This is a genomic window from Micromonospora sp. C81 (assembly GCF_018070425.1).
Lineage (GTDB): Bacteria > Actinomycetota > Actinomycetes > Mycobacteriales > Micromonosporaceae > Micromonospora > Micromonospora zamorensis.
On sequence record NZ_JAGPXS010000003.1, the window covers coordinates 519,901 to 534,007 of the forward strand.

Annotated in this window: 17 protein-coding genes; 10 read left to right on the forward strand and 7 right to left on the reverse strand. The window is 72.4% G+C overall.

Translation table 11 applies throughout. The annotated features are described in order from the left end of the window. Positions 1-4: 4 nt before the first annotated feature. The gene (locus KBX46_RS08690; protein ID WP_210792019.1) at positions 5-1,045 is read left to right on the forward strand and encodes a response regulator transcription factor; all 1,041 of its coding nucleotides are present in this window, start codon (positions 5-7) and stop codon (positions 1,043-1,045) included. A 5-nt stretch (positions 1,046-1,050) separates the two neighbouring features. Here KBX46_RS08690 and KBX46_RS08695 read toward each other — a convergent pair whose 3' ends face one another. Next, complete coding sequence (locus KBX46_RS08695) at positions 1,051-1,611, reverse strand: XRE family transcriptional regulator (RefSeq protein WP_088951048.1); 561 nt, start codon at positions 1,609-1,611, stop codon at positions 1,051-1,053. Positions 1,612-1,669: 58 nt separating this feature from the next. Between KBX46_RS08695 and KBX46_RS08700 the strand changes: the two genes are divergently transcribed. Further along, positions 1,670-2,932 (forward strand): benzoate/H(+) symporter BenE family transporter, encoded by a 1,263-nt coding sequence (locus tag KBX46_RS08700; protein ID WP_210792020.1) that lies wholly within the window; start codon positions 1,670-1,672, stop codon positions 2,930-2,932. A gap of 67 nt (positions 2,933-2,999) precedes the next feature. Here KBX46_RS08700 and KBX46_RS08705 read toward each other — a convergent pair whose 3' ends face one another. From KBX46_RS08705 to KBX46_RS08720, 4 genes are all read right to left on the reverse strand, one after another. Next, positions 3,000-3,371, reverse strand: a complete 372-nt coding sequence (locus KBX46_RS08705) for a hypothetical protein (RefSeq protein ID WP_088951050.1) — start codon at positions 3,369-3,371, stop codon at positions 3,000-3,002. 289 nt (positions 3,372-3,660) lie between these two features. Further along, the gene (locus KBX46_RS08710) at positions 3,661-3,912 is read right to left on the reverse strand and encodes a hypothetical protein (RefSeq protein ID WP_030486188.1); all 252 of its coding nucleotides are present in this window, start codon (positions 3,910-3,912) and stop codon (positions 3,661-3,663) included. Positions 3,913-3,994: 82 nt separating this feature from the next. After that, entirely contained in the window at positions 3,995-4,456 is a 462-nt protein-coding gene (gene mscL, locus KBX46_RS08715) for a large conductance mechanosensitive channel protein MscL (protein ID WP_088951052.1), read from the reverse strand. A gap of 39 nt (positions 4,457-4,495) precedes the next feature. Then, the gene (locus KBX46_RS08720; protein ID WP_210792050.1) at positions 4,496-5,176 is read right to left on the reverse strand and encodes a FadR/GntR family transcriptional regulator; all 681 of its coding nucleotides are present in this window, start codon (positions 5,174-5,176) and stop codon (positions 4,496-4,498) included. Positions 5,177-5,262: 86 nt separating this feature from the next. Here KBX46_RS08720 and KBX46_RS08725 point away from each other — a divergent pair, with 86 nt between their 5' ends. Then, positions 5,263-6,537 carry an MFS transporter gene (locus KBX46_RS08725; protein WP_210792021.1) on the forward strand — a complete coding sequence of 425 codons (1,275 nt, stop codon included), beginning with the start codon at positions 5,263-5,265 and terminating at the stop codon, positions 6,535-6,537. 11 nt (positions 6,538-6,548) lie between these two features. Here the strand turns inward: KBX46_RS08725 and KBX46_RS08730 are convergent, their stop codons facing one another. Then, a complete protein-coding gene (locus tag KBX46_RS08730) occupies positions 6,549-6,905 on the reverse strand; it encodes an STAS domain-containing protein (RefSeq protein ID WP_088951054.1) in 357 nt (118 codons plus the stop codon). Positions 6,906-7,068: 163 nt separating this feature from the next. Here KBX46_RS08730 and KBX46_RS08735 point away from each other — a divergent pair, with 163 nt between their 5' ends. Genes KBX46_RS08735 through KBX46_RS08760 form a run of 6 tightly spaced genes read left to right on the forward strand, consistent with a single transcriptional unit; the run spans position 7,069 to position 12,666 of the window. Next, entirely contained in the window at positions 7,069-7,929 is an 861-nt protein-coding gene (locus tag KBX46_RS08735) for an STAS domain-containing protein (RefSeq protein WP_088951055.1), read from the forward strand. Further along, positions 7,929-8,339, forward strand: a complete 411-nt coding sequence (locus tag KBX46_RS08740; protein ID WP_088951056.1) for an STAS domain-containing protein — start codon at positions 7,929-7,931, stop codon at positions 8,337-8,339. The genes KBX46_RS08735 and KBX46_RS08740 overlap by 1 nt, the downstream gene beginning before the upstream one ends. Then, positions 8,336-8,755: an anti-sigma regulatory factor gene (locus KBX46_RS08745; RefSeq protein ID WP_088951057.1), complete on the forward strand. Its 420-nt coding sequence runs from the start codon at positions 8,336-8,338 to the stop codon at positions 8,753-8,755. Before KBX46_RS08740 ends, KBX46_RS08745 begins: the two co-directional genes overlap by 4 nt. Continuing rightward, positions 8,743-9,765, forward strand: coding sequence for a SpoIIE family protein phosphatase (locus KBX46_RS08750; protein WP_374223731.1), 1,023 nt, complete (start codon positions 8,743-8,745; stop codon positions 9,763-9,765). Before KBX46_RS08745 ends, KBX46_RS08750 begins: the two co-directional genes overlap by 13 nt. Further along, a complete protein-coding gene (locus KBX46_RS08755; protein WP_210792022.1) occupies positions 9,762-11,123 on the forward strand; it encodes a sensor histidine kinase in 1,362 nt (453 codons plus the stop codon). The genes KBX46_RS08750 and KBX46_RS08755 overlap by 4 nt, the downstream gene beginning before the upstream one ends. A gap of 4 nt (positions 11,124-11,127) precedes the next feature. Beyond that, positions 11,128-12,666: a SpoIIE family protein phosphatase gene (locus KBX46_RS08760; RefSeq protein ID WP_210792023.1), complete on the forward strand. Its 1,539-nt coding sequence runs from the start codon at positions 11,128-11,130 to the stop codon at positions 12,664-12,666. A 12-nt stretch (positions 12,667-12,678) separates the two neighbouring features. Here KBX46_RS08760 and KBX46_RS08765 read toward each other — a convergent pair whose 3' ends face one another. Then, entirely contained in the window at positions 12,679-13,476 is a 798-nt protein-coding gene (locus tag KBX46_RS08765; protein WP_210792024.1) for an AraC family transcriptional regulator, read from the reverse strand. Between the two features lie 31 nt (positions 13,477-13,507). Here KBX46_RS08765 and KBX46_RS08770 point away from each other — a divergent pair, with 31 nt between their 5' ends. Next, positions 13,508-14,098, forward strand: a complete 591-nt coding sequence (locus KBX46_RS08770; RefSeq protein WP_088951061.1) for a TIGR03086 family metal-binding protein — start codon at positions 13,508-13,510, stop codon at positions 14,096-14,098. The last annotated feature ends 9 nt before the right edge of the window (positions 14,099-14,107 follow it).

Below are 14,107 nucleotides of genomic sequence, written 5' to 3' on the forward strand. Positions count from 1 at the left end.
AGAAATGATGCCGGTGTCCATGGTCGGACGCGCCGGCGAGCTCGCCGAGCTCGACCGCGCGTGGTCCGTCGTGTCGGCGGCCGGCCGCTCGGCGCCGACCGTCGCGGTGATCACCGGCGTGGCGGGAGTGGGCAAGAGTCTGCTGGTCGCCGCCGCTGTGGACGCCCTCACGCCTCGTCCCGCGATGATCCTCTCCGGGGCCGCCCGGGTGCACGGCCCGGCCCCGTACGACTGGTTGGCCGCCGTGCTCACCGGGCGCGACACCGGTCGACTCGCCCTGCCGTCGGACGCGCTGGCGTGGCTGGCCCAGCAGCCCACCGCACCCCGGGAGCGGTACGCGCCCGGCACCCTGCTGCGACTCGCCGTGCGTACCGTCCAGTTGTTGGTCGGCGCCGGCCCGGCCGTTCTCGTGGTGGAGGACCTGCACGCGCTCGACCCGGCCAGCGTCAACCTGATCGGCGAACTGGCCACCGTGGCAGAGCTGCCCGCCCTGCTGGTGGTGGCCAGCCGGCCGGCCGCCGACGCGGTGGCGCCGGAGCTGACCCGTCGTGCGCTCGCCCGGCTCAGTGGGGTCCGGGGAGCCGTCCGTCAGCACCTCGGCCCGCTGCGCCAGGCCGAGGTCGCCGAGGTCCTCACCCAGGTGTACGAGGGCTGCGACCCGTCCGACCGGCTGGTCGCCTCGCTGTGGCGGTGCACCGGCGGCAACCCGTACGCGCTGACCGAGTTGCTGGCCGCGCACGCCGGAGACGGGCCTGAGGCATTGCTCAGGCGACTGCCCGAGCCGCGCCCACCGGTCGAACCGATGGCGACGGTCGACCCGGTGGCGGCGATCGACCCGGAGTTGACCGCCCGGGAGGTCGAGGTGCTGGGCTGCCTGGTCGACGGGATGTCGAACAAGCAGGTCGCGAAGGCGCTCGGCATCTCGGTGCGCACGGTCACCGTGCACGTGTCGAACCTGCTGCGCAAGACCGGCTCGGCGTCGCGGACCGAGGTGGCGCTCTGGGCGGTACGCCGCCGGCCGCCGGTGCCCGCCCCGGTGGACTGAGGCGGTCAGCGGCGCGGATAGCGCAGCAGCAGGCTGGCGGCGACCTCCTCGTCACCCACCGCCGCGTACGTGTGCGGCACGTCCGACACCCAGCGGAGGTGACCACCGGCCGAGGCGGTCAGCGGCGCGTCGGCCGGGCCTGCGCGCAGCACCCCGGCGAAGACGGTGACGTGTTCGGTGACGCCTGCCTGGTGGGCGGGGGAGAGCTGCCCGGGCCCGGGTGCGACCCGCATCCGGTACAGCTCGTAGGTCGCGTCGGTGTCGGTGAAGACCTCCAGCAGCGTGGCGCTGACCGCGGTGCCGTGCACCGTGGGCTCGTCGGACGGCTCGGCCAGCACACCGGTCAGCGGTACGCCGAGTTGCACGGTGACCGCCCAGAGCGTCTCCAGGGTCGGGTTGCGGGTGCCGTGCTCCAGGCCGGAGAGGGTGGCCTTCCCGACGCCGGCGAGTCGGGCGAGTGCGGACAGCGAGATCCCCCGCTCCTCGCGCAACGCGCGGACCCGGCGACCGACGACGGCGGGGTCGACATCGAGGTTCGGGCGGCGGGCTGGTGGTGGGTGCGGCACCCGGCTATCGTCCTACACGCTGTCGTTCCGTAAATGGAACGGCCGGGGGAGGGTGGGGATGGCCGGACGTGTGCAACCGGTGCTGGCCGGCGTGGTCACCGCGCTGGTCGGCTTCGCCAGCTCGTTCACCGTCGTGCTGGCCGGGCTCCGTGCGGCCGGCGCGTCGGACGCGCAGGCCGCCTCCGGGCTGCTGGCCCTCTGCGTGGCGTGCGGGCTCGCCGCCGCCTGGCTGGGCTGGCGACACCGGATACCGATGAGCGTCGCCTGGTCCACGCCGGGTGCCGCGTTGCTGGTCGCGACCGGGCCGCCCCCGGGCGGATGGCCGGTCGCGGTGGGCGCCTTCCTCGTCTCCGGTGCGCTGATCGTCGCGGCCGGACTGTTCCCACCACTCGGCCGCGCGGTGGCCGCCATCCCCAAGCCGGTGGCCGGCGCGATGCTCGCCGGGGTGCTGTTGCCGCTGTGCACAGCCCCGGTCCGCGCGCTGGTCGAGCTGCCCCTGGTGGCCGGGCCGGTGGTGGTCGGCTGGCTGCTCCTGCACCGGTTCGCCCGCCGCTGGGCGGTGCCCGGCGCGCTGGTCGTGGCGGTGGCGGCGATCGCGCTGACCACCCCGCCGGCCGGTCTGACCGGTGCCGCGCTGGTCCCGTCGGTCACGCTGACCGCGCCGGCCTGGAACGTGTCCGCGCTGGTCGGGCTGGCCCTCCCGCTGTTCCTGGTCACCATGGCCGCGCAGAACGTACCCGGCATGGCCGTGCTGGTCGGCTACGGCTACCGGCCGCCGTTCGGCGCCGCGCTGCGGGCCACCGGCCTGGCCAGCCTGCTCGCCGCCCCGGCCGGTGGGCACGCCGTGAACCTCGCGGCGATCACCGCCGCGCTCGCCGCCGGCCCCGACGCGCACCCCGACCCGGAGCGCCGGTGGGTCGCCTCGGTCACCGCCGGCGTCGGGTTGGCCCTGCTCGGGTTGGGTGCCGGCGTGGCCACCGCACTGGTCGCGGTCGCCCCACCCATCCTCATCGAGGCGGTCGCCGGGCTGGCCCTGCTGGGCGCCCTCGCGACCGCGCTCGCCTCGGCGGTGACCGACCCGGAGACCAGGGAGGCCGCAGTGGTCACCTTCGTGGTGACCGCCTCCGGGGTGACGCTGATCGGTGTGGGCGGCGCGTTCTGGGGTTTGGTCGCGGGCTGCCTGATGCTGCTGCTCTTCCGCCGCCGCCCGCCCGCCGCCGGGCCGGAGCAACCCGCCTCCGCTGCGCCGGACCAGCCCGCCCTCGCGGCGCCGGACCAGCCCGCGCTCGCCGCGCCGGAGAGATCCACTCGGGGTTCATGAAATCGGGGTGTCCTAAGGCTCCGGACGCCCCGATTTCCTTGAACCCGAGTCGATCAGGGTGGTGCGGCTACTCCTCTGGCGGCAGGTCGGCCACACCCACGGCGAGGAGGACCCGGCCGTCGGCCACCGACCCGATCCGGTCGGCCGGCACGTACACCGCGCCCGTGCGGGTCAACTCGGTCGAGACCTTCAGGTAGCCGCTGTGCAGCAGCCGCGCCGCCAGGTCGGCCGGGACGTCCGGCTCCTCGACGGCGGTCGCCTCGATCAGCTCGTCCAGGCTGCTGCCCGGGTCGGCGGTCGATGTCTGGACGGTCACCGCGTTGGGGTCGCCCCGCTGGACGAGGTCCACCGTCCCGACCTCGGTGCCGGCTGAGTCGATCACCGGCATCCCGGTGGTGATCCGCGAGATGGTCGCCTGCTGCTCGTCCTGCTGGTCCATCCCACCGCGGTTCCCAGGGCGATACGCCGCTAAACGCCGTCACCGCCCGACCCGCCGCCCGGGCAGCGGAGGTCGCGGGCGGCTGAGGCAGCCCACGAGTGGCAGTCGCGGGCGGCGCATGAGGGTGATGGGCATGATCGTCACCGACCTGCGGGTGCCGGCGCGCGGCCCACCCTGGAGAGCGTGATGACTATGCGGCATAAATATGCCTGTGAGTCATCACCGTCGAAAGCGGCACCGCCGCCAGGTCCTGCGGCGGCGGTGGGGACGACGGACCGCGGCGGGTTGCTCAGCTGTTCGGGAGGGTCCAACCGCCCGGCGGGCGTGGAGACAGCTCCCGCCAGGTGTCCGGGCCGTCGAGAAGCGCCCGGACGGTGTCCTCGGCCTCGTCCGCACTGCCGTACTCGTAGAACCGGGAGATGCCCTCCGCGCCGCCGGCCCGCTGCTCGACGTGCCACCGGTCGGCGTCCACCCGCAGGAAGACGTCCCGCCGGGCCAGCCGCCCCCACTTCCCGTTCCACCAGTGCTTTCGCTGCTCCATGGCGGGACTCTATCGAACACACGTACGAGAAGATGCGGCCCCTGCGGGAATCCCGCAGGGGCCGATGTGCATCTCGTTCAGGTCAGCGCGGTGCCGGGGGTTCGGTCCGGCGGCCCAGCACGTCGTCCAGTGCCCCGCGCTGCTGGCCGGGGGTGGTGTGACCGGCGGAGACCAGCGCGTCCCGGATCTCGGTGAGCAGCTTGACCTCCTCGCTCGGCGCCGCCGGCGGCGGCTCCTCGCCCCGCTGCCGACGCTCGGCAAGCTTGTTCATGGGGAACACCACGAAGAAGTAGAGCACCGCGGCGGTGAGCAGGAACGTGATCAGGGCGTTGATGAACCCCGCCCAGTCCATGTAGTTGCCCTTGGTGATCTCCCACCTCCCGGCCGACAGGCCAGTGCCCCCGCCGAGTGCCTTGATCAGTGGTTCGAGGAACGACTTGGTGAGCTGGGTGACCACGCCGGTGAACGCGGCACCGATCACGATGCCGACCGCCAGGTCGACGACGTTGCCGCGCATGATGAAGTCTTTGAAGCCCTTGAGCATTCGTACTCCTGAAGTGTCCGCTTTTCTGTCCGGCACAACCTATGCCCGTTCGGCGGGTTCCAGAAAAGCGCCGGCTTCGAGCGCGGCCCGGCCGGGATCGCCGGCCCGGATCGCCTCGACCAGTCGGGTGTGGTCGACGTAGCGCTCGGGGGTGAGCGCGCCTCCCATCGCCTCGGCGACCGTGCTGCGCAGGGCGGTGCCGACCGAGGCGTACAGCTCGGCGAGCATGGCGTTGTGCGCGGCGGCGACCACCGCTGTGTGCAGCGCCGCATCGGCCTCGACGAACGCGTCGACCCGGCCGCCGTGCCAGGCGGCCTCGCGCTCGGCGAGCGCGCCGTCGAGCGCCGCCAGGTCCTCCGGTGTACGCCTCAGCGCGGCGAGCCGGGCGGCCTCCACCTCGAAGGCCCGGCGCACCTCGATGACCTCGGTCATCCGGTCGTCGCCGAGGCGGCGGGCCACCACGGGTGCCAGCTCGTCGGTGGACACCACGTACGTGCCGGAGCCCTGCCGGCACTCCAGCACGCCGGCGTGCACCAGGGCTCGGACCGCCTCGCGGACCGTGTTGCGCCCCACGCCCAGCGCGGCGACGAGCTGTGGCTCGGTGGGGATGCGCCCGCCGACCGGCCACTCACCGCCCAGGATCCGGGCGCGGAGCTGCTCGGTCGTCTGCCGGACGCGGTGGCCGCGAGGCGGCACGGCGGGCTGGCCGTGGGGCGGCACCGGCGGGGCGGAGGGGAAATCAACCGACGGTGGCACTGGTTACATCACCGGTCCCAAATTCATCCCATGATTGTAGGTTAGAGGCCATGACCCCGCCACCAACCGCCGCTCCGGCGCCGCCCGCTCCCGTCACCGCCCGCCCGACGCGGGACCCGGACACGGGTCGACGGACGCACCCGGCGACCGGTGGCGCGCTCGTGCTGGTCGGGATGCTGCTGGTCGCGCTCAACCTGCGGGCCGTGGTGACGAGCCTCGGCGCGCTGCTCGACGAGGTCCGCGACGGGCTGGGTCTCTCCGGCGCCACCGCCGGTCTGGTCACCACCCTGCCGACCATCGCGTTCGCCGGCCTCGGCGCGCTCACCCCGTGGCTGGTCCGCCGGGTGGCGCCGGCCCGGGTGCTGGTGGTCGCCATGCTCGCCCTCGCCGTCGGGCAGGTGCTCCGGGTCATCACCGACTCGACCTTGGTGTTCGTGCTCACCAGCGCGCTCGCGCTGTCCGGCATCGCGGTCGCCAACATCCTGCTGCCGATGCTCGTCAAGCAGCACTTCCCGCACCGCACCGGCCTGGTCACCGGCGCGTACACGATGGCGTTGACAGTGGGCACGACGGTGGCCGCCGCCTCCGCGGTGCCGATCGCGCACGCCTTCGGGTCGTGGCGGGCCGGGCTCGGCGTCTGGGCCGCGATGGCCGCGGTGGCCGTACTCCCGTGGGTGCCGCTGGCGCTGCGGACCCGGGCGGGCGCGCGGCGGGCGACCCCGACGGCGGTCGCCGCAGCGCCGGTGCGGGTTCGGCCGGCGCGCACCCGGCTCGGCTGGGCGATGGCCGTCTACTTCGGGGCGCAGTCGCTCAGTGGGTACGCGATCATGGGCTGGCTGGCCCAGTTGTTCCGCGACGCCGGCTACCAGCCGGAGTCGGCCGGGCTGCTGCTCGCCGGGGTGACCGCGCTCGGCGTGCCGATCGCGCTGGTGATGCCCACCCTGGCCGGCCGACTGGGGAGCCTCCGCCCGCTGGTGCTCGGGCTGACCACCGCGTCGACGCTGGCCTACCTGGGTCTGGCCCTCGCGCCGAACCGCGCCGCGCTGCTCTGGGTCGCCCTGCTGGCGATCGGGCAGGGCGCGTTCCCGATGATCCTGACCGCCATCGGTCTACGTGCCCGCACCGCCGAGGGCACCGTCGCGCTCTCCGCGTTCGCGCAGAGCACCGGGTACGTGATCGCCGCTCTCGGCCCGCTGATGGTCGGCATCCTCTACGAGGTGACCGGGGGCTGGACCGCGCCGATCGGGTTCCTGCTGGGCGCACTCGCCGTGCAGACCATGGCGGGCCTGGCGATCGCTCGTCCCCGCTACGTCGAGGACGAGTGAGACCGCAACGGTCAGGAGGAAGCCGGCGTCGGTTCGCCGGCGACTGCCTCATCCACCGTGGGGTAGGTGTGCAGCACCTCGACCAGCCCGCTCACCTCGAGGATGCGCAGCACCCCGCGCTGTGGTGCGGCCAGCCGGACCACGCCGCCAGCCTCGTCGCAGCTGTTCTTGGCGCGGACGAAGACCGACAACCCGGTCGAGTCGCAGAACGAGACGTCCGCCAGGTCGAACACCAGCCGGCTACGGCCCTTGTCGAGCAGGTCGGTGATCTGGTCCTGAAGCTGCGGTGCGGTGGCCATGTCCAGCTCGCCCGCCACCGACACGACGACCACGTCGCCGCGCTGTTCCGTGTGCACCGTCAAGGACATTCGCCAGACCTCCTGTTATCGGGGGAACGGTATCCCACGACCGGGGTCGTACGCAGAACGGGAGGCAGGATCCGGTGGCCGTCGTCATTCCGTTGCTACGGGGCAAGTAGTTGATCAGGCCCCGGTGATAGAGTCCGCCCGGTCCAGGTCAAGGGGGTTCCAAATGGCGTTGAGCACCGAAGAAAGTCGCCGTCTCGCCGCGCTGCTCAGCGGGCAGGCAGAACGGGTCACGACTCGGTGGACCGAGATCGTCACCAGTTCGTTGCGCGGCCGGCTGAGTCAGGCCGAGTTGCGCCGTCAGGTCCAGGATCTGCACAACGCCATCGTCGCCACCGGCGAGCAGGGTGACATCGACCTGACGGGCGAGAACGCGGCCGAGTTGCGGGCCGCGCTCTCCGAGTTGTCCCGTGGTCGGGCCCGGCAGGGCTTCTCGGCCACCGAGACCACGATCAGCATCTTCGCGCTCAAGGACGTGCTGGCCGAGTTGGTGCAGGAGGCCGGCGGCCCTACCGCGCTGCACGACTTCGTCGCCTTCTCCAAGCTGGTCGACGAGATGGGCCTGTTCACCTTCGAGAGCTTCGTCCGCACCCGGGAGAGCCTGATCGCCGACCAGGCCGAGCAGTTGCTCGAGCTCTCCACGCCGGTGGTCAAGCTCTGGGAAGGCGTGGTCGCCGTCCCGCTGGTCGGCACCCTGGACTCGGCCCGGGCCCAGGTGGTGATGGAGCGGCTGCTCCAGACCCTGGTCGACACCGGCTCCCCGTACGCGATCATCGACATCACCGGCGTCCCGGCGGTGGACACCCAGGTCGCCCAGCACATCCTGAAGACCGTGGTGGCCGCCCGGCTGATGGGTGCCGACTGCATCATCTCCGGCATCCGCCCGCAGATCGCGCAGACCATCGTCGCGCTCGGCATCGAGTTCGGCGACATCGCCACCAAGGCGAGCCTCGCCGACGCGCTGCGTCACGTGCTGCGGCTCAGCGGGGTGGAAACCGCCCGTCGCCAGCCGCGTCGGGGCGTCTGATGGAGCGCGTTCCGATCCTCAAGATCGGCGACATCCTGCTCGTCTCGATCCAACTGGACATGTCCGACCAGACGGCCGTCCAGCTCCAGGAGGATCTCGCCGAGCGGATCGTGGACACCGGCTGCCACGGCGTCATCATCGACATCACCGCGCTGGACATCGTCGACTCCTTCGTCGGGCGCATGCTCTCCACCATCGCCTCGATCTCCAAGGTGCTCGACGCGGAGACGGTGGTGGTCGGGATGCGCCCAGCCGTCGCCATCACCCTTGTCGAACTGGGGCTGTCGCTGAACGGCATCCGTACCGCGCTGAACGTCGAGCGCGGCATGGAACTGATCGCGGCCGCCCACGCCGACGAGCTCGATGACCAGCTCGACGACGATCCGGACGCCGAGACGGCTACGACGTGACCGCGGACATCGACCTGGGCCACCCGCAGGCGCAGGCGATCCAGAGCGATGAGGACGTGGTGCGCGTCCGGCAGTTGGTTCGCGCCGTTGCGGTGGCCGTCAAGCTGTCCCTCGTCGACCAGACCAAGGTGGTCACCGCGGCGAGCGAGTTGGCCCGCAACACCCTTGTGTACGGCGGTGGCGGCTCGGTCGAGGTGACGACCGTGGACAACGGCCGACGCAAGGGCGTCCGGATCGTCTTCGCCGACTCCGGGCCCGGCATCGCCGACCTGAATCTGGCCATGACCGACGGCTACACCAGCGGCGGAGGGCTCGGCCTCGGGCTGAGCGGGTCCCGCCGGCTGGTCGACGAGTTCGAGATCGAGACCTCTCCGGAAACCGGCACGCGGATCACGGTCACCAAGTGGTCCCGGTGAACGCCGAGGCGGTTACCGACAGTGGCATCTGGTTCCGGGTGGAGGCCAGCAGTGCGGCGAGCGCCGTCCGGCGCGCCGCCGAGCGCCTCGGTGCGCAGGTCGAAATGGGTGCGGCGCGCATCGCCGACCTGGCCATCGTCGCCGCCGAGCTGACCAGCAACCTGGTCAAGCACGCCGACGAGGGTGTGCTGCTGCTCCGGCCGGTGCGCCGCGCCGGGCAGGCCGGTGTGGAACTGATCGCCATCGACTCCGGGCCCGGCATGGCCGACCTGACCGTCTCGTCCCAGGACGGGCACTCCACCACCGGCACCCTCGGCATCGGTCTGGGTGCCATCGTGCGGCAGGCCAGCTGGTTCGACGGATATTCGCTGCCCGGCAAGGGCACCGTCCTCGCCGTGCAGGTCTGGCCGGCGGAGCCGGCCCAGCCGTCCTGGGCCGGCGCCCTCACCCGGCCACTGACCGGCGAGACGGTAAGCGGCGACGGTTACGCCGTCCGGATCGCCGACGGACGGCACCAGGTGCTGGTCAGCGACGGGCTCGGGCACGGCCCGCTGGCCGCTGCCGCCACCGACGCGGCACTGGCCGCGTTCCGGGACGCCCCGGCCGGCCCACCGGCGGTGGTGGTCGGTCACCTGCACCGAAGCATGTCGCACACCCGTGGCGCGGCGCTCGCGGTCGCCGAGCTGGCGCCGACGGCCGGTGTGCTGCGCTACGCCGGCCTGGGCAACATTTCCGGCGTCGTAGTCGAGGGCGACGGTCACCGGCGAGGGCTGGTGTCGCTGCCCGGCATCGCCGGTCACCAGCGGCCGACGATCCGGGAGTACGACTACCCACTCGCTCCGGGTGCCCGGCTGGTGATGCACAGCGACGGGGTGGTCGACCGTTGGCGGTTGGCCGACTACCCGGGCCTGGCGGAGCGATCCCCGCTGGTCATGGCGGCGACCCTCCTGCGCGACGCGGGTGTGCGACGTGACGACGCCTGCGTACTGGTCGCGAGGTCCTGGACATGACCGGCGAGCCGGCCGCGCTGCCGCTGTTGCAGATGGCGCTGCGGGTCGAGCAGGACATCTTCGTGATCCGCCAGCGGGGCCGCGAGGTGGCGGCGGTGGTCGGTCTGGAACACCAGGACCAGGTTCGGATCGCCACCGCGCTCAGCGAGGTCGCCCGGGACCTGTTGCGGACGACCGGCGGCGCGGACATCTCCTTCCACATCGACGCGGGCGTCGACGGCCGGTTCCACCTGCGCGCCGACCTGGCCCCGGTGGCTCCGCTGCCGGACGGCCGCTACCAGCCGCAGTCCGGCGCGGTGTCCCGACTGGTCGACACGTTGAGCGTGTCGACCGTCGGTGGGGTTACGGTCGTGAGGATGTCCCGACGAGTTCCGGCCAGCGCGCCGACGCCAACCCCGGAGCGGCTCGCCGAGTTCCGCGCCGAACTCGGTCGTACCGCGCCGGGCAGTGCGCTGGACGAGTTGACAGTGCAGAACGGGCAGCTCATCGCCGCCCTCGACGAGGTGCGCAGCCAGCGCGACGAGCTGGCCGTCCTCAACGAGGAGCTGGCCGAGACCAACCGGGGTGTGCTGGCGCTCTACAACCAGCTCACCGAGGAGTTGGAGGAGACCAACCGCGGTGTCGTCGCCCTCTACGCCGAGCTGGACGAGAAGTCGGCCCAGCTCCGTGCGGCGAGCGAGTCGAAGAGCCGGTTCCTCGCCAACGTGAGCCACGAGCTGCGCGCACCGGTCACCGCGATCATCGGGTTGGGGCGGCTGCTCACCGACTCCGCCTCCGATCCGCTCACCGACGAGCAGGGCCGCCAGGTCGATCTGATCCGCTCGTCGGCGGCGGATCTGCTCAATCTGGTCAACGAGTTGCTGGACCTGGCCAAGGCGGAGTCCGGCCGGATCGAGCCGGCCCTGACGGACGTCGACCTGCGGTCGGTCTTCGGTCAACTGCGCGGCACGATGCGTGCGCTCGCCACCCGTCCGGAGGTCGAGCTGGTGGTTGAGGAGCCGTCCGCGCCCAGCCTGCTGCGCACCGACGAGGTGCTGCTCGGCCAGGTGCTGCGCAACCTGCTGCACAACGGGTTGAAGTTCACCGAGCGCGGTGAGGTGCGGCTGCGGGCCCGCCAGCACGGCGAGCGTTGGACCTTCGAGGTCACCGACACCGGGCCGGGCATCGCCCCCGAACTGCACGACCGGATCTTCGAGGAGTTCTACCAGGTGCCGGGCGCCACCCGGGTCGGCGGCACCGGCCTCGGCCTGCCGTACGCCCGGCGGTTGGTGACGCTCCTCGGCGGGACGCTGGAGCTGACCAGCGAGCCGGGCCGGGGCAGCACATTCACCGTCTCCCTGCCCACCGGCGGGGCGTGACAGCATGGACGGCATGCCGGCAACCATCCTGGTCGTCGACGACAGTCGTACCAAGCGTTACCTGCTGGTCAGCTGGCTGACCCGGGCCGGGTTCACAGTGCTGGAGGCCGAGAACGGCGCCGAGGCGCTGGCTCGGGTCGAGGTGGACCGCATCGACCTGGTCGTCCTCGACGTCCGATTGCCGGACCTGAGCGGGTTCGAAGTCTGCGAACAGATCAAGATCCGGCGTCCGGCGATGCCGGTGATCCACGTGTCGGCGCACGCCGTGGACGTGGCCGACCGTGCCCAGGGGCTGACCCGGGGTGCCGACGCGTACCTGACCGAGCCGATCGAGCCGGAAGAGCTGATCGCCACCACGCGGGCGGTCCTGCGCTACTACCAGGCCCGGCAGCGCGCCGAGCTGCTCGCCGAGCGGCTGCTCGGGCTGGCCGACACGACAGTGGCGGTGCACGCCGCACCAACCTTCGCGCGTCTGCTGGAGGCCGCCGCCGAGGGCGCCGCGCAGATCTTCAAGAGCCCGGCGGCGGTGATCGCCGAGACCTTCGACGGTGACTGCATCGCGGGGATCTGCACCGGCCCCGGCTCGGTGGCCACTGTGGTTCCGTGGGTTGTCGACGACACCGGGGTGCCGACCGGCGCCACGGTCCGGGTGCAGACCCCGGAGAGCTGGGCGCTGGTCGAGTGGCCGACGGACGACACGGTGACAGTCGCCGCCGCCCGGCTGCGCGAGGACCGGGCCCCGCTGTACGTGGTGGTCCCGACCGCCACCCAGACCGCTCGGACCCCGGTGCTCAAGCAGCTCGCTCAGGCGGTGGCGGCGGCCGTGGAGGGGCAGCGCTCGTTCGACGAGGAGCACCGGATCGCGGTCACCCTCCAACGCAGCCTGCTCCCGCGCGGCCTGCCCACCGTCGCCGGACTGGACCTCGCGGTGCGCTACGAGCCGGCCAGCGCACAGACCGAGGTGGGCGGCGACTTCTACGAACTGGTGATGCTCGACGGGCACCTGCTGCTGGCGATCGGAGACGTGGCCGGCCACTCTTTGCACGCGGCGACCGTGATGGCCGAGCTGCGGCACGCGGTGCGGGCGTACGCGGTCGAGGGGCACCAGCCCGGCGAGATCCTGCACCGGGTCAACGAGCTGATGCGGACCCTGCTGCCCAACGAGATCGCCACACTCTGCGTGCTGCTGCTGCACCCACCGACCGGGCGGGTCCGGCTGGCCAGCGCCGGGCATCTTCCGCCAGTGCTCAGCATGGACGGCAAGGTCGAGTTCGTGCAGCACTCCGCGCCGCTGCTCGGCGTCCGCGCACCTCGCCCGGACGACCTGGAGTTCGTGGTGCCGGCCGGGGCCACGCTGGTGTTCTACACCGACGGGCTGATCGAGCGGCGGGACGCGACCATCGACGAGGGGCTGGCAGCGCTCGCCGGGGTCTGTGCCACCGTCGACGACGACCTGGACCGCTTCTGCGCCCGGCTGCTGGTGGAGTTGGCCCCACCGGAGATCCAGGACGACGTCGCCGTGGTCGTCCTGCGCCGCCGCTGAGCCGGTGCGGCCTCAGTGCACCGAGCGGGCGTACGCGGCGGGTGACACCCCGGCCACGGCGGTGAAGTCGCGAACCAGGTGGGCCTGGTCGCTGTAACCGAGGTCGGCGGCGAGGGCCGCCCATTTCAGTGGGCCACCGGCGGCCTGCTCGACAGCCTCCTGGAGCCGGTAGCGGCGGATCACCCACTTCGGCCCGACCCCCACGTGCTCCAGGAAGAGTCGCTGCAACCGGCGGACCGGAAGGTCGTGCCGTGCCGCGAAGTCGTCGACCCGCAGCACCGTCCGGTCGGTGCGGATCGCCTCGGCCAGCCGGATGGCCTCGTCGGCCATCGGGTCCGGCGTTGGGTCCCACGCGGTGAGCAGGGCGTCGAGGGCGCGGCAACGCTCGTCGTCAGATGCCGCGCACACCGGGAAGTCGGGGCGTGCCAGCCGGCCCGTGGGAAGTGGCACCCGGCGGCCGGTCAGCTCGCTGATCGGCTGGCGCCAGAACGCGTGGAAGCCACCGGGACGGAACTGCACCCCGCCCACCCGGCCGGTGCCGGTGAGCGTGATCCGGAACAGGTCGCGGCCCACCCCTGCCACCTCGCCGGACTCGGGCCCGTCGCCGTCCCGCCGGAACACCACGTTGACCGCCGGGTGCGGCACTACCCGCTGCTCGAACGGTGTGCTCAACTCCCAGTCGATCAACCAGTAGTGCTCGACCCACCGGCGTAGCGGCTCCGCCGGCAGGTGCCGACGGAAGCGCACCTCGCGCAGCATCCGCCCGGGGTCGAGAATCCCCCGGCTGTCGCCACGCGGTCGCTGTCGCATTTGTTCAAGACCACCCTCATACGCTGGCCCTATGACCACTCAGACTAGCGACCTGCTGGCGGCTGCCGCGCCGCGAACCGTCGACGTGGTGCGTGGCATCGCCGACGACCAGTTCGATCTGCCCACCCCGTGCCGCGACTACGTGGTCCGTGATCTGCTCAACCACCTCTTCGAGGTGGTGGTCAACTTCCAGGAGTTGGCAGTGAAGCGGCCGGTGGAGTGGGCCGAGAAGCCCGACCACCTGGGCGACGGCTGGCGGGACCGGTTCGAGGCGGAGACGGGCCGTCTGGTCGCCGCCTGGTCGGACCCGTCCACCCTGGAGGGTGTGTCACCGGGCATGGGCATGCCGCAGACCGTCATCGGCGGCATGGCCCTGCTGGACCTGACCGTGCACGGCTGGGACCTCGCCGTCGCCACCGGCCAGCCCTACCAGCCGGCCCCGGAGGCAGTCGCCGAGCTGCACGGGTTGGTCGAGCAGTTGGGCCCCACCGCCCGCAAGATGGGCGTCTTCGCCGATCCACTGCCCACCCCAACCCCCACCCCCGACCTGGCCCCGACGCCCGACCTGGCCCACCTCCTGACCCAGACCGGCCGCACCCCCACCTGGCCCCAAACCCCCTAACCAACCGCC